General features: G+C 55.6%; 15 protein-coding genes and 2 pseudogenes. 11 read left to right on the top strand and 6 right to left on the bottom strand.

The features are described from left to right. Positions 1–38 precede the first annotated feature (38 nt). Positions 39–1,679, bottom strand: a complete 1,641-nt coding sequence (locus LRS56_06230; protein ID WDU64103.1) for a methyl-accepting chemotaxis protein — start codon at positions 1,677–1,679, stop codon at positions 39–41. A 923-nt stretch (positions 1,680–2,602) separates the two neighbouring features. Then, positions 2,603–3,343, bottom strand: coding sequence for a GntR family transcriptional regulator (locus LRS56_06225; GenBank protein WDU64102.1), 741 nt, complete (start codon positions 3,341–3,343; stop codon positions 2,603–2,605). Between the two features lie 104 nt (positions 3,344–3,447). Between LRS56_06225 and LRS56_06220 the strand changes: the two genes are divergently transcribed. The 6 genes and pseudogenes from LRS56_06220 (at position 3,448) to LRS56_06195 (ending at position 10,185) form a co-directional block, all read left to right on the top strand. Further along, a complete protein-coding gene (locus tag LRS56_06220) occupies positions 3,448–4,803 on the top strand; it encodes an adenylosuccinate lyase family protein (GenBank protein WDU64101.1) in 1,356 nt (451 codons plus the stop codon). Between the two features lie 89 nt (positions 4,804–4,892). Then, the gene (locus tag LRS56_06215) at positions 4,893–6,194 is read left to right on the top strand and encodes a cation:dicarboxylase symporter family transporter (protein ID WDU64100.1); all 1,302 of its coding nucleotides are present in this window, start codon (positions 4,893–4,895) and stop codon (positions 6,192–6,194) included. Between the two features lie 60 nt (positions 6,195–6,254). Beyond that, a complete protein-coding gene (locus LRS56_06210; protein WDU64099.1) occupies positions 6,255–7,637 on the top strand; it encodes a class II fumarate hydratase in 1,383 nt (460 codons plus the stop codon). After that, entirely contained in the window at positions 7,634–9,253 is a 1,620-nt protein-coding gene (locus tag LRS56_06205) for a methyl-accepting chemotaxis protein (protein ID WDU64098.1), read from the top strand. Before LRS56_06210 ends, LRS56_06205 begins: the two co-directional genes overlap by 4 nt. 21 nt (positions 9,254–9,274) lie before the next feature. Continuing rightward, positions 9,275–9,431, top strand: a pseudogene (locus LRS56_06200) (aromatic ring-hydroxylating dioxygenase subunit alpha). A 223-nt stretch (positions 9,432–9,654) separates the two neighbouring features. Beyond that, positions 9,655–10,185: a cytochrome b/b6 domain-containing protein gene (locus LRS56_06195; protein WDU64097.1), complete on the top strand. Its 531-nt coding sequence runs from the start codon at positions 9,655–9,657 to the stop codon at positions 10,183–10,185. A gap of 115 nt (positions 10,186–10,300) precedes the next feature. On the opposite strand, the gene LRS56_06190 is transcribed toward LRS56_06195, so the two are convergent. Then, positions 10,301–10,825 carry a substrate-binding domain-containing protein gene (locus tag LRS56_06190; protein ID WDU64096.1) on the bottom strand — a complete coding sequence of 175 codons (525 nt, stop codon included), beginning with the start codon at positions 10,823–10,825 and terminating at the stop codon, positions 10,301–10,303. Between the two features lie 818 nt (positions 10,826–11,643). On the opposite strand from LRS56_06190, the gene LRS56_06185 reads away from it, so the two are divergent. Continuing rightward, positions 11,644–12,786 carry a pectate lyase gene (locus LRS56_06185; GenBank protein ID WDU64095.1) on the top strand — a complete coding sequence of 381 codons (1,143 nt, stop codon included), beginning with the start codon at positions 11,644–11,646 and terminating at the stop codon, positions 12,784–12,786. A gap of 104 nt (positions 12,787–12,890) precedes the next feature. Here the strand turns inward: LRS56_06185 and LRS56_06180 are convergent. Beyond that, a pseudogene (locus LRS56_06180) lies at positions 12,891–13,025 on the bottom strand (type II secretion system protein GspF). Positions 13,026–14,156: 1,131 nt separating this feature from the next. Then, positions 14,157–14,711, bottom strand: coding sequence for a cysteine hydrolase family protein (locus LRS56_06175; protein WDU64094.1), 555 nt, complete (start codon positions 14,709–14,711; stop codon positions 14,157–14,159). A gap of 107 nt (positions 14,712–14,818) precedes the next feature. Here LRS56_06175 and LRS56_06170 point away from each other — a divergent pair, with 107 nt between their 5' ends. Further along, positions 14,819–15,796 (top strand): helix-turn-helix domain-containing protein, encoded by a 978-nt coding sequence (locus LRS56_06170; protein ID WDU64093.1) that lies wholly within the window; start codon positions 14,819–14,821, stop codon positions 15,794–15,796. Positions 15,797–16,315: 519 nt separating this feature from the next. Further along, a complete protein-coding gene (locus tag LRS56_06165; GenBank protein ID WDU64092.1) occupies positions 16,316–17,029 on the top strand; it encodes an SLC13 family permease in 714 nt (237 codons plus the stop codon). Between the two features lie 263 nt (positions 17,030–17,292). On the opposite strand, the gene LRS56_06160 is transcribed toward LRS56_06165, so the two are convergent. Next, positions 17,293–18,300: an AraC family transcriptional regulator gene (locus LRS56_06160; protein WDU64091.1), complete on the bottom strand. Its 1,008-nt coding sequence runs from the start codon at positions 18,298–18,300 to the stop codon at positions 17,293–17,295. Positions 18,301–18,485: 185 nt separating this feature from the next. Here LRS56_06160 and LRS56_06155 point away from each other — a divergent pair, with 185 nt between their 5' ends. After that, positions 18,486–19,262, top strand: coding sequence for a class II aldolase/adducin family protein (locus LRS56_06155; protein ID WDU64090.1), 777 nt, complete (start codon positions 18,486–18,488; stop codon positions 19,260–19,262). Between the two features lie 110 nt (positions 19,263–19,372). Then, positions 19,373–20,272: a bile acid:sodium symporter family protein gene (locus tag LRS56_06150; protein ID WDU64089.1), complete on the top strand. Its 900-nt coding sequence runs from the start codon at positions 19,373–19,375 to the stop codon at positions 20,270–20,272. Positions 20,273–20,279: the final 7 nt, after the last annotated feature.

Below are 20,279 nucleotides of genomic sequence, written 5' to 3'. Positions count from 1 at the left end.
GCCTGTATAGCCGCTGATCCTAAGTGGATAGCGGCCCCTCACAGCTTGAAGCGTTTGACCAGTTCATTGAAGGAGCCGGCCAGCCGGGAGAGATCCTGCGAAGAAGCCGTAGTCTGGTGAGCACCGGCGGCTGTCTGTGTCGACAGTTCCTGGATGTTGACCAGGTTTCGATCAACCTCACGAGCCACGTGGGCTTGCTCCTCGCAGGCACTGGCAATGACCAGGTTGCGGTCATTGATCTGACCTATACCTTGCGCGATCTGTTCGAGGGCGTCGCCGGTCGCCTGCGCCAGGGTTTGCGTATTGGTCACCAGGGACTGGCTCTTGCCCATCGCCAGCACCGCCTGATCGGCCCTCGATTGCACCGCGCCAATCATGCTTTCAATTTCGCCTGTTGAGGATTGTGTTCTCGCGGCCAGGGCACGTACTTCGTCAGCGACTACGGCGAAACCACGACCTTGCTCCCCTGCTCGGGCAGCCTCGATGGCGGCGTTGAGGGCCAACAGGTTGGTTTGTTCAGCAATGCCACGAATCACGTCGAGCACCTTGCCAATATCTCTCACCTGCACCGCCAGATCTTCAACGATGGTGGTCGAAGACTTGATTTCTGCAGTCGCGCTGTTCACGGCTGCGACCGCATCACGTGCCTGGCCAACGCCATGAGTGGCTTGCGAACTGGCTGACGCAGACGCCTCGGACGCTGACATCGCATTACGGGCGACCTCCTCTACTGCCGAGGTCATTTCGGTCACCGCGGTAGCTGCCTGCTGAATCTCGTCATTTTGGCGCAGCAGCCCTCGGCTGCCGTCTTCCGTCACAGCGTTGAGCTCCTCAGCAGCAGAAGCCAGTTGGTTGGATGCGTCAGCAATTTGGTGGATCGTGGTTTTCAGACTTTCCTGCATTTTGCCCAGCGCCGTGATCAATTGTCCGGTTTCATCACGCGAAACACTGTTGATGACGTGAGTGAGATCGCCCTGTGCAATGCGCTCAGCACTCGTAACGGCCAAAGCGATGGGGCGACTGATCACTCTGCTGATGAACATGCCCAGGAGCAGTGCCGCAAGAAAAGCGATGCCGATGCCGATGTACAGCGTGGTTGTCGCTGATCTTGCCATAGCGTCAGCGTCCTGAGCACCTTCGCCGATTTGGCGATTGTTCGATTCGACGATGATGGTCAGCTCGTCCATGACCGTACTGAAACCTCGTTGCAGATCACCCGACATGATAGATCGAGCGGATGCAATGTCTCCGGCTTGCAAGGCAGTAACGACCCGTTGCACCTGAGCCTGATAATCCGGCCAGTCCCGCTCCATCTTGTCGCCAGCGGCGCGCTCATCATCAGCCAATGGCGTCGCACGGTAGATCGCAAATGCCTTTTCGCTGGCTGCGCGGTTCGCCGCCAGACTACTGAGTATCTCGTCCTTGGCGCGCTGTGGCGCGTCGGAGACGGTGGCGGAGATGAGGCTATACAAATCGCGTTGCTGCGCAATTGCGTTGCTTTTGGTTTCTGCCGTTTTCGCGACAGAAATGAGGTTGTTGGAAAACACCAATCTGAGACTGTCCGATAACTGAGAGACACCTCGGCTGCCCAACATCCCGACCACAAGAGTAATGAGTGCGCATACCCCGAATGCAGCGATTAATTTGCTGGACAATTTCGCATCACGAAACCATGCCATAAGACTTCTCCTAAATATCTGCCTGAGGAAATGGAGCAAGAAACCAGGCACGCTGAAAGTCGCAGCACAGGCTCGTTTGGTTTTATCGGCATCGTTATTCAGCGCTTTAATGCCGTCGGTCCGCATACATGGATGCCGAGCAAGTCACACCCCGGATGCCGGTGTCGCTCCGTAACAGGCGTTTCGGAGCGCTCTTGCAGAGGGGATCATCAGCTAGCATCGTTAAATAAAAATGGAAAAACTTCCCCCTAGCGAGCAGTGCGCGCCCCTATGTTTCCTCCCGTCTTGCAATCAATGCCCGCCCCCCTACTCGACGACCCGTATCTACCTGCATTGGCTGTCGGCGCTGGTCATCCTCTGGGCTGTTGGCGCTGCCCCTAGATTGACCCAATTGCCGACGCAAGACTGCCCCATCTCCAAACCTGCAAAAATCCAGCACAGACAATGATTCACGAGGGATCAGACTGGGGCAGTGAAATCTCGGCAACAGGGTCAACTCGGCATCGGCGCCGACAACGTGCCGACAGTCAGGAATACCGTACTTCCGCAAGAGTTGAACAAGTAGATCAACTTCAGTGACGCAGAGCGTGATCGAATGATGAAACCTGACTACAGCTACATCATTGAAAACCAGTCTGCGCTGCTCGAAGTCTGGCATAAGACTTTTAAAGGCTAGTATCGCAATGCAGTATGACGGGCCTGCACGGGAGGCAGAAACTGACGAGGTCCTTCGAGATGGAGCTGTTCCTTAGCAGCTTACGAACTGGCTCGACGATCACGCGTGCGCAACAACAGATGGTTGGCACGGATGCGCCGTTGCAGCGTCGAGCGGCTGATACCCAGTTGCTCGGCCGCCAGAGAAACATTTCCGATGGGGGCTGCGTATGCCTAAGCTCCACCGAATACCTCAGCGCTCACCCAAATCAGCTTCTATCTCGCGTCATCTGCATCACTAATGTGAAACGGTCGCTAGGATAGACCGTTTCAGAGACCGCAATCAGCGCGCCCGCCTCGTCCCGGTACTGACGAATAATATTTAAGCCAAGCGCACCTGCTTGTGCCTTAAGGCAAGACGCCAAGTCAGCCGACAATTGCACCGGCCGAACCTCTTGATCCACGACATCGATATGCCTGGAGAACGCCCTGCCGATCAGCGCGGCAATCAGTTCATCGGGATGAGCTTTCGCATCCGGGATGATCTGCTCGTAAGCCTTCTCTGCATAGACGTCCGTCCAGCAGAACGGCGCATGACCCTCATCATCATCCACTTTGATGCTTGAAACACAGAAATAGTGTCCTCCGGGCTCCAGCCCCAGGCGCTTGGCTAGCGCGATGTCGGCCACAAAATGGCGAACATCCTGGATATCCCTGATATGGGTTTCTGCCACATGCACCAGGTCCGCCACCGAGGCCATCGACTGGGAATAGCCGCTCTTGGGCGAAGACGCTTCTACTCGGGTGCCTACCCGTTTACGCCGGGACACCATGCCGTGGCCCTGTAGCTGCTCGATCGCCGCACGTACCGTATGCCGGCTCACCTGGTACAGAGCGCAGAGTTCGAATTCTGTCGGCAGTAGAGAGCCGACGGGATAGCGCCCATGGCCAATTTCGTCGATCAAATCCCTAGCCACTGCTGCATAGCGTTTCGGGTTCATGCCTTCCATCTGTACCTCGCTCATGAGTTGACAGTGTAACAGGACAAGGGCAATCATAATGTACGGACATATAATATATGTACGATAAATAACAACATATTAGGATTTCCCTCATGTCCAGCACCGTCTTCGACTCCGCCCTTTTTCGCGATATGTTTGGCACTGCCGAAATGCGCGGCGTGTTCTCCGACCAAGCCCTGATCAAACGCTACATCGAAGTGGAAGTGGCCTTGGCCCGCGCTGAAGCGCGTTGTGGGGTGATTCCGGCAGAGGCCGCCGAGCAAATCGCCGCCCTGGCCACCTATGAATCCCTTGATCTGGCGTTGATGCAGCACGAAACCGAAATCGTCGGTTACCCGATCCTGCCGTTAGTGGAGCAACTGTCGAAAACCTGCGGCGAAGCCGGGCGCTACGTGCACTGGGGCGCGACTACCCAAGACATCATGGACACGGCGGTGGTCCTGCAAGTACGCGCAGCCCTGGCGATCGTCGAGCGTGACATCCAGGTTGTGCGCGGGTTGCTGGCCGACCTGGCCCAGCGTTATCGCGATACCCCGATGGCAGGCCGCACGCACCTGCAACACGCCCTGCCCATCACGTTTGGCTACAAGTGCGCGGTCTGGCTGAGCATGTTCGACCGCCATGCCGAACGGCTGGTGGAATTGCGCCCCCGAGTCGAAATCGGTCAGTTCGCCGGCGCGGCAGGCACCTTGGCCTCCTTGGGCGACAAAGGCCTGGACGTGCAAGAGGCACTGATGGCCGAACTCGGTCTCGGTGTGCCGCAGGCAACCTGGCACGTGGCCCGGGACGGGCTCGCAGAAACGCTTAACTTCCTGGGCCTGGTCACCGGTTCTCTCGGCAAGATCGCGCTGGACATCATGATGATGATGACCAGCGAGCTGGGCGAAGTTTACGAGCCCTTCGTCAAGGGCCGTGGCGCCAGCAGTACCATGCCGCAAAAACGCAATCCGATTTCCTGCGAACTGATGTACGCCGCCGCCAAAGGTGTGCGTCAGCACGCCGGGCTGATGCTTGATGCCATGATCCAGGACTTCGAGCGCTCCACGGGTCCGTGGCAGGCGGAGTGGATCGCCATCCCCGAAGCCTTCGCCTTGAGCGCAGCGTCCCTGGGCCAGGCCAAGTTCATGCTCGCAGGCCTTGAAGTACGCCCCGAACGCATGCGCAAGAACCTCGACATGACCCAGGGGCTGATTGTCGCCGAGGCGGTGATGATGGGCCTGGCACCGGCCCTTGGCCGCCAGGTGGCTCACGACGTGGTATACGCCGCATGCCGCATGGCCAACGATCAAGGAACCAGCCTGCTGGATGCGTTGCTGGCTCAGGGCGAAGCCACCGCACAGCTGGACCTGGTCGAGCTGCAACGTCTCACCGACCCCGCCAATTACCTGGGCCTTGCCCCGCAGATGGTGGACATCGCCCTGGCACGTCCCGGCGCAGTAAAACGCTGATGCCAAGGGGCGCACATGCCCAACCGTGCGCCCTTTTATTGCTGCACACACTGTCAATACTCGCCAATAACAACAACGAGATCGTAGACATGTCCACGACGCAGAAAAAACCGTTCTACAAGGACCTGACGTTTCAGGTCGTCGCAGCAATGGTTCTGGGGATTGCCTTTGGCTTCCTGGCACCTGAGCTGGCTGCCAAATTCAAAATCCTCGGCGACATCTTTCTCAAACTGATCAAGACCGCCGTAGCGCCACTGGTGTTCTTCACTGTGGTGCACGGTATCGCGTCGGCGGGAGACATCAAACGTGTGGGTAAGGTTGGCCTGCGCGCGCTGATTTACTTCGAGGTGGTGTCCACCATCGCCCTGGCCATCGGCCTTGTGTGGGGCAATCTGCTGGAAATCGGCTCCAGCATGCATAACGCCCACCCCAGCAGTGCGGCGGCCGCGGCGGCCAGTGCAGCTGTGGCCAAGGGGCACGCTCCGGCATCGACCATGGACTTTTTATACGGGATATTCCCCGACAACTTCGTCGGCGCCTTCGCCGGTGGGCAGTTGCTTCAAGTGCTGGTTATTTCGGTTCTGTTTGGCTTCGCCCTGCTTGCCCTGAAGCCGGAACGCCGTTCAGTCATTGAGGATGGCTTGAGTCGTATCTCCGAATGCTTCTTCGAGTTCATCAACCTGATCATGAAGTTCGCCCCACTCGGCGCATTCGGTTCCGTCGCCTACGCCGTGGGCAGCAACGGCACAGCGGTGTTGATGTCGCTGGCCAACCTGGTGTTGATGTTCTACGTGTGTATCGCGTTCTTTATCTTCGTGGTGCTGGGTGCGGTGTGCCGAGTTTCCGGCTTTAGCCTCTGGCGCTTCTTGAAGTACATCAAGGATGAAATCTTCATCGTGCTAGGCACTGCCTCATCAGAAAGCGCCCTGCCACGCCTGCTGCAAAAACTTGAAAAATTCGGTTGTTCGAAACAGAGCGTGGGCCTGGTATTGCCCACAGGTTATGCGTTCAACCTGGATGGCACCTCGATCTATATGTCGTTGTGCGTGCTGTTTATCGCCAATGCCTATGGTGTGCCCCTGAGCTGGGAACAACAGTTGGGCATCATCGCTATTATGCTCGTCACGTCCAAGGGCGCAGCGGCCGTCTCCGGGGGCAGTTTCGTGGTATTCGCGGCCACTGTCACAGCCATCGGTGTGCTGCCGGCTGAAGGTCTTGCCCTGCTGTTTGGCGTTTACCGCTTCATGTCCATGGCGATCGCCACCTGCAACACCATCGGCAATAGCGTCGCCACGGTGGTGGTCTCCAAATGGTCGGGCGAGTTCTCAGAGCAGACAGCGCAGGTTGAGTATGAACGTGTCCTTGGACGCCCCGCAGGCGCTGCCCTTTAACGCTTAGCGCTGTGCGGCACGGACCGTATCGGTCCGTGTCAGTGCTTCTGGGAGATGTTTATGTCCAACACAAGAATTGAACACGATGCATTCGGGCCGGTCTCGATCCCGGCGGGCCGATACTGGGGCGCACAGACCCAGCGTGCCCTGGCCGTTTTTGGCCGTGGCCGGGAGCAGTTTCCGGCCTGCCTGGTGCGCGCTTTCGGGCAACAGAAACTGGCGTGCCTGCAGGCGAACGTGCGGCTCGGCGCCGTATCGACGGATCTGTCCAATGTCATTGCGCGCGCGGCGCAGGAGCTCATCGATGGCAAATTCGATGATCATTTCCCGCTTTCCGTCTGGCAGACCGGTTCAGGCACTCAAACCAACATGAATGCCAATGAGGTGATTGCCAATCGTGCCAACGAACTATTGGGCAATGAGTTAGGCAGTAAATCTCCGGTGCATCCCAATGACCACGTCAACTGTTCACAATCGTCCAACGATAGTTTTCCTACCGTCATGCACCTTACGACACTGCTCGAGCTACGCACACGGTTGCTCCCGGCCCTGGACAAACTGCGTGGCGAATTGAAGGAGAAGGCCACCGCCTGGTGCGACGTACTGAAAATAGGACGCACCCACCTGATGGATGCGGTCCCCATGACCCAAGGCCAAGTGTTCGACTGTTTCGCCCAACAGATCACCCATGGCATAGCCCGTATCGAAGCGTGCCTGCCAAGGCTGCGCCTGCTTCCACAGGGAGGTACAGCTGTCGGAACTGGGCTCAATGCGCCTGCCGGATTCGACTTGGCCTTTTGCGAGGAACTGACGCGCATTACCTCAGAAGTGTTCCAGGCCAACCCCTGTAAATTCGAAGGCATGGGTACCCATGACGCCCTCGTGGAGGTGTCAGGGGCATTGAATGTGCTAGCGGTTTCATTGACCAAAATTGCCAACGATATTCGACTGCTCGGGTCAGGCCCGCGCTGCGGACTGGGTGAGTTACAGGTCCCTGACGACGGACTCACGTCCTCGATCATGCCGGGCAAGCGCAACCCCACCATTGCAGAGGTATTGGTCCAGGCAGCAATGCAGGTGATAGGCAACCACACCACCATCACCCTCGCCGGTGCATCCAGCACGTTTGAGTTGAATGTCGCCAAGCCGGTATTGATTCAGAACCTGTTGCAGTCCATCGATGTGCTGAGCGACAGCGTGAACATCTTCAGCGAAAAGTTGATCAAGGGGCTGGACGTCAATCGGGCGCGGTTGGCCAGTAACGTTGAGAACTCACTGTTAATGGCAACCGTATTGAATCCGCTGCTGGGCTACGACCGCGTGGCCCAGATCACTCAAAAAGCCGCGCAGGAAAGACTCTCGCCCAAAGACGCCGCCGTAGCATTGGGGTTCATGACCGCAGAGCAGTACGACCAACAGGTCAAGCCAGAGACGATGATATGAATCTGCGATCCTTAGGAATTGCCCGACGCAGTTTACTGTGCTTCGGGATTATCGCTATTGTAGTTGCTGTACTGGGCCTATTTGGCCTGTATCAAATGTCCAGTATTCGTGCCGAAAGCGAGCAGATTGAGCAGGAGTCCATTCCAGGCATCATTTCCAGCGATAACCTCGCCCTTCAGCTCACGCGTATTCGGGCCGAAGCCCTGCGCCTGGTGGCCGTGCCCGCCAATGTGAGCACCACTCAGGAAACGATCAAACGGCTCAGCCAGGGTGTCGACGCTGAGTTTGCGAAGTACCAGCCGAGGGTGGCCAGCGACGATGAGCGCAACAATTTTGACCAGTTGCTGACTATCTACCGAGATTACCTGATCCAGGCAGACCAGCTTGCGCTGCTGGTCAAACAGGACAAGGTCGACCAGGCCAGGGAACTGATCATGTCGACCATGGCTAGGTCCGGCGCCAAAATGAACGAATTGTCCGCCAGGCTTCAGGCCGACAAAGTCGCGGCGGCCAGCCATCACAGTGACGCTGGCAAATCCCTCTTCAACCAGTCAAAATCCATCACCATGGCGGCCATCACGCTCGCGCTGGTGCTGACGGTCTTGCTGTCGTGGCGCTTGACACGCAGTTTGACAATCCCGATCAATGCCGCCGTTCTTGCCGCCCGCACGATTGCCTCGGGCGACCTGACTCGGCGCCTCGACACTCAGGGTGCAGACGAGGCCGCCCAATTGTTGCAGTCGATGGACGTGATGCAGTCCTCCCTGCGCGACACCCTTAAACATATCGGTAAGTCCGCAGAGCAACTGGCGTCCGCGACGGAGCAGATGAGCGCTGTGATGAGCCAAAGCGCTCAAGGCCTGCAACAGCAAAACAGTGAGATCGAAATGGCCGCCACGGCGGTAACCGAAATGAGCCAGGCGGTTGAACAAGTCGCCTCAAATGCGGCGACCACATCCTATGAATCCGAGACAGCCGCGCATACAGCCCAGCGCGGCCAGATTCAATTGAACGATACATTGAGCGCAATCAGCACGCTGACCGATAACGTATTGGACGCGTCGCAACAAGCCCGCGAACTGGCTGAACAAACCAGCGACATCAGCCAGGTTCTAGACGTGATTCGTGCGGTGGCCGAACAAACTAACTTGCTGGCGTTGAATGCGGCGATCGAAGCGGCCCGTGCCGGAGAAGCAGGTAGGGGCTTCGCAGTCGTTGCTGATGAAGTGCGCTCGCTGGCACACCGGACCGGTGAGTCCACCCGCGAAATCGAGGTAATGATCGACACGATCCAGCGGGGTACCCACCGCACAGTCGAAGCCTTGCTGACCAGTGCCGACCAGGCGCGGCATACCCAGAAGCAAGCCCTGGCTGCCAACCAGGCGCTGGGCGCCATCGCCCAAGTGGTCTCGGGTATTGATGAACGTAACCGGGTAATTGCCACCGCAGCCGAGGAGCAGGCTCAGGTCGCACGCGAAGTGGACCGCAATCTCGTGCGCATTCAAGACCTTTCGATCCATACCAGCACCGGCGCACAACAGACCTATAGCGCCAGCCAGGAATTATCAAGGCTTGCAGGTGACCTCAGTGGTTTGGTCGCTCGGTTCAAGGTTTGATGGCGCGTTCGAATACCAGGCCCTCGGTTCTGACGCGTGGCCCTGCGCGACAACAACCCTAACGACGATTTGCTGGTGGACCGCTGGCAGATCTGTCGCGTCACCTCGTCCAGCCATGTGCGAATCGAAGTCGGCGTGGTCCACGCCGGCAAAAGTGGCTACAACGCCGCCCACACATTAAGCCTCAAGCTTCGTTGTGGACTTCATCACCCCGCAAACCGGTAATTCGACTGCGCGATTCGCCGCCAGACTACTGAGTATCTCGTCCCTGGAACGCTGCGGCGCGTCGGAAACGATAGCCGCTCCATACAGGCGTTTCGGAACGCTCTTGCAGAGGGGATCATCCGCCAGTATTCTGAAATGCAAATGAAAACACTTCCTACTAACGAGCTCCGCTCCCCATGGTTTCTCCCGTCTTGCAATCAATGCCCGCGCCCTACTCGACAACCCGTATCTACCTACATTGGCTGTCGGCGCTGGTCATCCTCTGGGCCACAGTGAGCGGTTTTGGCGTGGCTTTGCTTCCCGTGAATTATCCACTTCGACAATGGGTGGAAGCTTTCAATCCACAAATAACCTCGCTGTTCATTCCGATATTTGCCTGGCGTCTTTGGCTGTACCTTAAGTCACCGTCCGAACAGTCCTGTGGCGCTGCAAGTCTACAAAGACGCGTCGCCAAGCTTACCCACACACTGGTCTATGTCTGTGTGAGCGGTGTATTGCTGACCGGTGTGATGATGATGAACCACCCAGTCATGCTCCTGGGTGTCATGCCCTTACCGCAGATACTTTATGCGCTGCCAACCTTGGAAGAAGCCCGGCAGGTGCATCATGTGCTCTGCGCCATACTGGCTACATTAGTGGTGTTACACCTGTCTGCGGTCTTGTGGCATCAGCTTCGGGGCCGATCCGTGTTGGAGCGCATGCGGTAAAGCCCAGTTGTTCTCTTTCAGCGATGTAGGTTTAAACACTGATCGAGATTAAACAACAGCCTGACCCGCCTGAAAAAGTCTCTACACATTCATACGCTTAAGCACAAATGCTGAATCAGGAAAGCGGCGTCTCCAAAAATTCGTTAAGTATCGCATCAACCAAATTTCTCAACAGAGGGCCTCCAGCCCCTAGGTGCGGCCCCAGTACGTGACAAACCTGCGAAAGTTTAGGCAAACCTTCTGCCACCTCTGTCAACCCCTCCGTTATGTTCCTGCTACTAAGAAGTGTAACGCCGAGCCCATTTAAGACAGCAGCCTTTATCCCCTCCCTGCTTGGGCACTCAAATACGCTTTCAAGCTTCAAGCCAACCTCTTCCAACTTCTGCTTTGCGGCAAGACCATAAAAGCTGTTTTTATCGAAGGAGACGAAAGGTACACGACCATTGAATACCAATGGGTGATTGACCGACTCTACCCAGTGCAAGTCCTCGCGCCATAACTCATTATCGCCAGGAATTTTTTGATGAACGAAAACTTGCAAAATAGCCAAATCTATCTCTGATGTATTCAGCCATTCACTCAACAGCAGGCTTTGAGCCACCCTGATATTTATCGAAGCGAGGGGATTTGTAGTGGTCAACTAGTCCCGGAAAGACGTTAAATTTTTTCTCGGCCTCAGCTGGGGCCAGCCCGTTGTTGAAACGGCGCGGTAAAATCCAGTTGTGCCGATGGGCGAATTTACCCGGTCGTCGCAACACTGGAGCTAGCTAATAGCACAATAGCGCATGGATCCGCACCAATTTTAAGGGGATTTACCTGCTTGCCAAGACGGGTTTACTCATTAAAAAGTCGCAACGACCACTCTGTGGCTCACGGGTTGATCTGCGAATGCGTTCAACAGTAATGGAGCCCGATCACCTAGTATGCGGTGGCACTCGTTAAGCGTTCATGTGCTGAATAAATTCGCCGGAGAGGCCCTAACAGGATAAGGCGCACGCAGAGTGATGATCGATTTTCCCCAAACGACGTAACCACCTTTTCAGCCGGTTATCATCGGCAGACCTCAGGGTCCCCCCTGATTCTACGCAGGTAAAAGTAGTTTCAGGCGCAATCGGTTGAAAAAGTTCGCATGACAGACCTATCGCAGAAGTTAGCCGTCCGCAAACCTACACCGCTCACCCACTAAAAAACTGCGCATCAATACGGCGCTAGCGTCCCGGAAGCTAGCGATCTGAGTACCGAGCGAATTACTCACTATGTCGGTTACAGCGACATCCGGTCGCGTTCGCGTCTGTCACAAAGCCTATTCAGTTGTACGACAACGCACGCACCTATGTGATAGAGTTTCTCATGTAGCGGACGTTCGATTCGCTGCAATGGCGACATGGACGTCCGCTCGAGAAACGTGCCGAGTATTGGCGCGATTACGACTCAAGTTAATCAAGGATCTGATTAATCATGGCAAAATTTTCAACCTTCTCTACCTGCAAACTGGCCAGCGCTATCGTCGGCTCCCTGCTGTTTGCCAGCCTGCCTACACATGCCGCCGATATCTGGTTGGATGTCGCCACCACAGGCTGGGCTACGCAGAACGGCGGTACCAAAGGCGGTTCCAGAGCGGCGGCGAATGATATCTACACCGTTAAAAACGCTGCTGAGCTGAAAAAAGCCCTCAGCGCTACCGCGGGCAGCAACGGCCGTATCATCAAGATCACCGGGATCATCGACATCAGCGAAGGTAAGGCGTACACGAAGACCGCGGATATGAAGGTACGTGGTCGCCTGGATATTCCTGGCAAGACCACCATCGTCGGCATCGGCAGCAATGCAGAGATCCGCGAAGGTTTCTTATATGCCAAGGAAAACGACGTGATCATTCGCAACGTCACGATTGAGAATCCCTGGGATCCTGAGCCGATTTTTGATAAAGACGATGGCAAAAACGGTAACTGGAACTCTGAATACGACGGCCTGACCGTCGAAGGTGCCAACAACGTGTGGGTTGACCATGTGACCTTCACCGACGGCCGCAACACCGATGCGAAGAATGGTACTGAAAACGGCCGCCCCAAGCAGCACCATGACGGCGCGCTGGACGTCAAAAACGGCGCCAACTTCGTGACCATTTCGTACACGGCATTCAAGTCGCACGAGAAGAACAACTTGATCGGCTCCAGCGACAGCCGCACCACCGATGATGGCAAGCTCAAGGTGACGATCCACAACAGCCTATTCGAGAACATCTCTGCCCGCGCCCCGCGAGTGCGCTTCGGCCAGGTGCACTTGTACAACAACCATCACGTGGGCAGCACCAACGATAAGGTCTATCCATTCGTCTACGCACACGGCGTTGGCAAAAACTCAAAAATCTTTTCTGAGAAGAACGCGTTCGAAATCAGTGGCATCAGCGGCTGCGACAAGATTGCCGGCGATTACGGTGGCACTGTCTATCGCGACCAGGGCTCGACACTCAATGGCAGCCTACTGAACTGCTCCATGAATTCGAGCATCGGATGGACCCCGCCTTACAGCTACACGCCACTGGCAGCCGACAAAGTGCCTGCTGACGTGAAGGCGAAGGCTGGCGCCGGTAAGATCTAAGTGAACCGACAACCCAGTGAGAGAAGCCCTCGGTAACGAGGGCTTTTTTGTGTGGCTAAACGGCGCGGCTACGGAACCAACTGGTTGATCTCGATGATCGGCAATCACGCCGCCATCACAATCACCACTGCGCCCATCACCACAATCATCAGGGGCTCCAACAGGGCAGTCATGCCCATGGCCCGACGCTTGATATCACGCGACAAGGACTGCCCTGCGCCCTCGATCATCGGCGGCACACCGGCATCGCCGATAATCGCCAATGGGGAAGGAAACCGTGCGTTTTTTAATCAGACACACCGCGTTGATGAACGTCTCATCAAGAAGCTGGCCGAACATCGCATTGCTGACGTACCCTTTTTCGACTTGGTGGCTTTACTCCGCTGCAGTCCAGAATGTAGCACTGCGCTTGGGCACTTAGTCTTTTCTATTTGCTCTTGTCTTGTTACTGCACAGCCGGCGCCTGACGTACTACTCATCCCGGACGCCTCTTCAGCCAAGCGTCTGCTGCAGAACCTGACGGCTGCAGAGCTTGGTATTCCGGCCAGTTCTCTCAAAGAGCTTGAAGCTCTGTGATAGATCATTCGTTTACGCGCAGCGGTGATGACTAGCCCGTCAAGCTGCATTTGCGTATAGGCTTGCTCATCATCGCCATGTCCCCTCCAAACCTTCTGCAGAAGGTTGATAAGTGGACAGATCGAGCACTCAACGACGTAGCTCCTCAATATCTCATCGTATGGGTGCGGAGGATATTTTTTAGCTAGACACCGTTTTTAGCCTTTTAAAGTAGACAACCACGCCAGAAGAACGCCATACCTATTCCAAATCTTTCAAGGCTCAGGTTATTCATGAGTGTGTACAGCCCGACGCTTCGATTGCTAGATTCGCACTCAGCCATAGCCTCAACACAAACCTCGGTCACTAATGAATTTGAGTGCACGCACTAAATCAGATCACAATGCGCCTGACGTCATTATTCGAGAATAAAATCGCCGAATATCGTTAATTGTCGAGGCTCTAGATCGCAGTAGGCCCGTGCCAATTTTTTGAGGGTTGCGCCTCCCAATTCGGCAATACCAGCAGTAACCGCCCATAGCGTAGCTCCTCCTGAATATCTCAAGTCTCGAGCAGCGAAATGCCTAACCCGGTTAAGCACCAGTCATCCAGTACATCGCCACAGACGCTGCAATGAGTGCCGCGGACCGGAACTCTCAATTCCCGTCGCCCATTACGCGTGGCCAAATATTTTGCAACAACCTCGGATTGGCGAACACCACGCAGTGGTCTTGCTCGAACTCCGACGGCTGCGCAGGCAGAGATCCTGGAACGCATTTGAAATGTGCGCATGCCGCTTAGATTACGCAGCGCCTTCAGAGCGTACGCGCAAGGTATTCTTCAGTTGATATAACTTCCGCATAACCAAATGCCAGTGCTGCCATAAAAGCGGCATGGACTTGCGCTGCGGGAACCTTTGCACCCTTAAACTCCAACTCATGAGTGGCACACGCGTCAGCGACGACCGTATTGGCGAAGCCAAGGTCTGCTGCGGCCCTGACCAAAGCGTCCACGCACATGTGGCTCATGTTGCCTATGATGGTGAGTTGCTCGATACCCTGTTCGTCAAGGATAGACTTGAGCGGTGTATCAAGAAACGCATTGACCTGATTTTTTAAGATAACGGGTTCACCCGCAAGAGCGATCACCTTGGTATGAGTCTTTGCGCCCTCACTTCCCGGCTCAAAAAACGGTGCATCGTCTTCAACGAACTCATGCCGAATATGCACGACAAACTGGCCACCACTGCGCGCATGGGCCAAGAGACGAGCCGAGTTGTCAACGGCCGAATCTACACCTTCAAGGGGCCATTTACCTGTTGCAAAATAATCGTTTTGAATATCCACCAACACAAGAGCTCGCTTACTCATGACACACTCCATCGTTTGAGTTTGGGTATTAATGAATGGATAGCCTAGGGCGTAAACTGCGGTTCGAGAATTGCCAAAACCGACAACGTTGGTGGAAAAACTGACAAATGACTAAGAGCATCGCCACAGTACAGGTTGGTATCTTGCTTTATCCAGGTGCACAGCGCTCGGCCGTCTACGGCATCACCGATATCTTCGTGGTCGCCAACCAACTGTTGCTGGAACACCCCGAAGTAACCGCGCCTAACATAAATGTCAGTAATTGGCAGCTTGGTGATCAGGGCTCTGTGGTCTGCGATGACGTATCTCTGGGTACTCATTGCCCTGACATCGTCATCGTACCGCCGTGTCTAGGCGACCATCTCGACGTATTGAAGGCCGATTCCTTCGTTACAGCGGTGAAGTCCTGGCACAGCGCTGGCGCGCTTGTATCTTCCGTGTGTGCAGGTGCTTATCTGCTAGCGGAAGCGGGCCTGCTGAACGGTCGCACAGCGACGACGCACTGGAGCCTGGCGAATGATCTCGCAATCAGGTACCCCCCTATAAGGGTCAACGTCGATAGGATGATCATAGATCACAGCGATGTGATTACTGCTGGAGGACTCATGGCCTGGACGGATTTGGGCCTGACGCTGGTTGAACGCCTACTCGGCTCCAGCATTGCGGCAGAAACGGCGCGTTTTTTGGTGCTGGATCCGGCTCGTCACTCCCAGCAGTGCTTTAAACGCTTTGTACCTAATCTGTCTCACGGAGATGAGGTGATCTTGAAAACTCAGCATTGGCTGCATACGCTAAATGGACAAACTGGCGGCATAATTAATATGGCGAAATACGCGAATCTGGGAGAACGCACGTTACTACGTCGTTTCCATCACGCAACAGGCCTGACACCAACTGAATACTGCCAGGCCTTGCGCGTCGGCAAAGCCTGTGAGCTTCTAGAGTTTACCAACCGTTCCATTGAGCACATTGCCTGGGCGGTTGGATACCGTGACACAGGCGCGTTTCGCAGACTGTTCAACAAAGCCACGGGATTAGCACCCGCCAACTATCGAAGCCGTTTTGGGGCCGCTCGAAAACGCTGAAACGGGTAATCATTCAATACAGCCTAAAGCACGCTCTATCGGTGTACGACAGCCCATTCTGCGCAGGACAAAACGCACGCGTGGCGATCGCTCACTCGACACCGACCTGCCGTTGGTCGATGCGCAGCAGGCCGGTATTAGCTCCGCACGATCTTGTACCCTACGGTACGGCTATCAGGAGAGCATAGGATTGCAGCTTAGACGCTGGATAGTGCCGACACGCTACTCAGTCAAATGATCGACAACAACCAAATCGAGAGCCGGATTCGGTGATCGACTCTTGATCGCTCGAACTGGTTATTTGTCGGATCACTGCTCAGCGGCAAACGATGTTCAGGGGCTGCCTGTTTGCTCAAATGCTCGTAGATGCTATTCGAAAGCACGAAGACATATGAAAATACATCTGAGCTCTTCCTACCGCTGATCCCCATGATGATAGGAGGCTTCCTGGGCGTGCTGGCCCTGGCCTGTTTCATCGGTATTCGTTAGCGTCAGCGCCTGGGTAAGCAGCATTTGTCCGTGGGTGCTGCAGCCACCATCTTTGACGATGAAGGTGATGCTGGCCCACCCTCCAAGACGGATGAAAACGCCGAGCTACGCCGTCCGAAACTCTTCTGGCTGAACGCTGGTCTGACCATCGCGCTGATGGCCGGTCTGGTGGTCGAAATACTGCCGCTTTCCATCCTGTTCATGGTCTCATTCTCGATAGCTCAGGTTATCAACTACCCGCATATGAACGATAAGCGCCGCCGGATTTCCGCGCATGCGCCGACCGCCTTGAATCAGATCGCGATCTTCCTGGCAGCCGGGATTCTTGCAGGCATCCTGTCTGGCACCGGCTTGGTCAATGCGATGTCAGTAAGCTTCCTGGCAATGCTGCCGCAGACGTGGGGCCCGTACATTGCGCCGATCACTGCGCTGGCGAGTATTCCGGGTACGTTCTTCATGTCCAACGATGCGTTTTACTACGGTGTGTTGCCGGTAATGGCCAAGGCGGCAGAAGTATATGGCATTACCCGCGCTGAAATCGGCCGTGCCTCGCTGGTCGGTCAACCGGTCCACTTGCTCAGCCCGCTGGTGGCATCTACCTACCTGCTCTGCGGCCTGGCGGGTGTCGAGTTCAGCGATCACCAGAAGTACACCATGAACTGGGCTTTTGCGCTGAGCTTCCTGATCTTGCTGACTTGCTTGTTACTTGGGCTGTTCCCGTTAGCAGCGAGCGTGGCGCCCTGACACCGCAGTGCGGGATTGCTAAACGTACGCAACCGCAAAATCAAAAAACAGGGAGATCATTCTTCCGGCTTTTTATTGATAAAGATCATCGCATCCTGACCCACCTCAAATTGCTGGATGACAATTTTCGGTGGTTTGCCGGTAGATCACTCCTTCCGTTACTTGGGCATGGACCGATTCATGCGCGACCAATTCAAAGCTCAACAGCAGCGCCAGATAACTGTCGAGTTCTGCGCACGCTACAACGCCCCTCTTGCGCCCTGTCAACCCACCAGCCTAGCCCGATACTCATTGGGCGTGGTGTCGAACCAGCGACGGAACGCGCGAAAGAAGTTGCTGGGAGCCGCGAACCCCAGAAGATAGGAAATTTCTTGCAGAGGGAGTTTAGGCTGGGTCAGGTACTGCCTGGCCAAATCGCGCCGGGTGTCATCGAGCATCCGATGAAAACTGGTGCCCTCCTCCATCAATCGACGCTGCAGGGTACGCTCGGAGAGCAGCATAGTTTTAGCAACCTCTTCACGCTTGGGTTCGCCTTGGGGCAGCAAACGGCAAATCAACTGACGCACCTGATGGCTGACCTGACCGTCCGAAAAGCGTGTCAGATAGTCGCTCGCGAAAAGCTCGTGCAACCGAGACAACGCTTCATTGGCCGTTGGCAAGGGCGCATGCATATCAGCCCGGTCGAACAACACAGCATAGCGCTCGGCATTGAACCGCAAGGGTCCTTTGAACGTCTCGTGGTAAGGCTCCAAGGCTCGCGGCGGTTCTCCTCGAAAACTTACCAACCTAGGTTTCAGAGGGCTAAAGGCTAGCCAGTTACAAAATGCAATAAAATACGCCAGCGCCCCTTCCGCGCTTTCTCTGCTCGCCGGCAAGCGATCACCGTGGATGACCAACGTCAATTCATAACCATCGAGCATAGGGTGGAAGCTGAAATCCGCCCCATCTCCAATGATGCGCTGATAGCGTACAAGGTTGGAAATACCTTCATGCAAATTGCGACTGGACATCAAGGCATATCCCACCACATTAGTCGCCGACAGCCGCACAACCCGGGCCATGTTCAAACTGATGGCGGGATTACCGGAAACCTTGACAGCCAATTGCCACAAACGTGTCATGTCATCTTGCGCAAAACGGGCATCGGGATCGCCTAGCGCCGAGAAGGACATGCCCAGATGTTCGAAAAGCTCAGAGCAATTGACCCCATCCATTTCCAGTGACTGAACAATCGCACTGGCCCAACTGGAGGATGTAGTGCGCTCGCTCATATACGGACTCAAGTTCAACACAGAGCGACTGTTCTACCTAGCGCCAGCCCCCAAGACAAGCCCTGGCGTCATCCGCACGGATAAGGTGTCCGGCAAGGCGACCAGTCTGGCTGCCAAGGCGAGTTTCGGCTTTTTTGTTTTCCACTAGACTCAGGCCGCACTCTATCTATGACAAGGTCGGTACCGTGAATGCTTCCCTCCAATTGCCTAATATAAAAAACCTGGTATCCGACGTCGAATGGCAGACCCGTATCGACTTGGCCGCCTGTTATCGCCTGATCGCGCTGTATGGTTGGGACGATCTGGTGTTTACCCATATTTCCGCCAAGGTGCCAGATTCCGAAGATTTCCTGATTAACCCCTTCGGCTTGATGTTCCATGAAATAACTGCCTCCAGCCTGCTCAAAGTGGATTTGGCAGGGACCAAGCTGATGGGCAGCACGTTCGAGATCAACCCGGCCGGCTACACCATCCATAGCGCCGTCCACCAGGTTCGCCACGACGTCAATTGTGTGGTGCATACCCACACCGCAGCAGGGGTCGCCCTGTCGACACAAGAAGCAGGCCTACTGCCGCTATCGCAGCAGTCGGTGTTCATTCTCTGCAGTCTCAGTTACCACGACTATGAAGGCGTTGCGCTACGTGATGATGAAAAAGCACGACTGCAAGCGGATCTGGGCGATACCGACTTCATGATCCTGCGCAACCATGGGTTGATGACCTGTGGCGCAAGCATCCCCGACACCTTTCTTAGGATGTTTATCCTGCAGCGTGCCTGTGAGATCCAACTGATGGCGCAAGGCACTGGCGTTGCGTTGACCAGGATTGCGCAGCACATTCTTGATAGTGCCCAGCAAATGATCAACGGGGCGATGCGCTCCACAAACGACATGGGCGGATCGCTGCCTTGGCCGGCACTGCTGCGCAAATTGGACCAACAAATGCCGGGGTACGATGCCTGAGCAGTGCTCACTCCAGACTCCAACGCCTTGCATTACGATAACTCAGACCGTGCACGACTCTATACGGGACGCACACTGATTTGAACGCCCCTCCTGCGAGTACAACAATAATGACCGCCACCCCCTTGTTATCTGCCTTTCTCCCCATCGCCCTAGGGATCATCATGCTGGGCCTGGGCCTGTCGCTAACCCCGACGGATTTCTCCCGCGTGGTGAAGTACCCCAAACCGGTACTGATCGGTTTAGTCTGCCAGTTACTCCTGTTACCTCTAATCTGTTTTCTCATCGCCAAGGGTTTCAACCTGGCGCCCGCTCTAGCCGTCGGCTTGATGCTGCTGGCAGCCTCTCCCGGCGGAACCTCAGCCAACCTCTACAGTCACCTTGCACACGGTGATGTGGCCTTAAACGTAACCCTGACCGCAGTCAACTCGGTGATTGCCATTCTTACCATGCCACTGCTGGTCAACCTGTCACTGTTGTATTTCATGGAGGCCGACCAGGCCATTCCACTGCAATTCGCCAAGGTGCTGCAAGTATTCGCGATCGTTCTGGTGCCGGTCGGTCTGGGCATGCTGATAAACAGGTGGGTACCGCACTTCGCCGCAAGCATGGAGCGCCCGATGAAAATCGCCTCCGCACTGTTCCTCGTCGGCACCGTTATCTTGGTATTAATCAAGGATTGGCAGACCTTCCTGGATTACGCACCGGTCGTCGGGCTGGCGGCTCTGCTGTTCAACCTGCTCAGTCTCGGTATCGGCTATTTAGCCCCGCGCATGTTCCAAGCGCCTCAGCGGCAAGCCGTGGCCATTGGCATGGAAATCGGGATTCACAACGGTACCTTGGCCATCGCCCTAGCGCTTAGCCCGAGTCTGCTGAACAACTCGACAATGGCCATTCCCGCCGCCATTTACAGCTTCATCATGTTTTTCACTGCCGCGGGCTTTGGTTGGTGGGTCAACACGGCCCACGGCAGGGAGTTGAAACTGGAAAAACGCGAAACAGCACGCTAAGTAGGCC

Origin of the sequence: Pseudomonas poae, assembly GCA_028869255.1 — a bacterium.
Classification (GTDB): domain Bacteria; phylum Pseudomonadota; class Gammaproteobacteria; order Pseudomonadales; family Pseudomonadaceae; genus Aquipseudomonas; species Aquipseudomonas poae_C.
The sequence above is the reverse complement of the archived record's forward strand: the minus strand, read 5'-3'. Positions and strand labels throughout refer to the sequence as shown.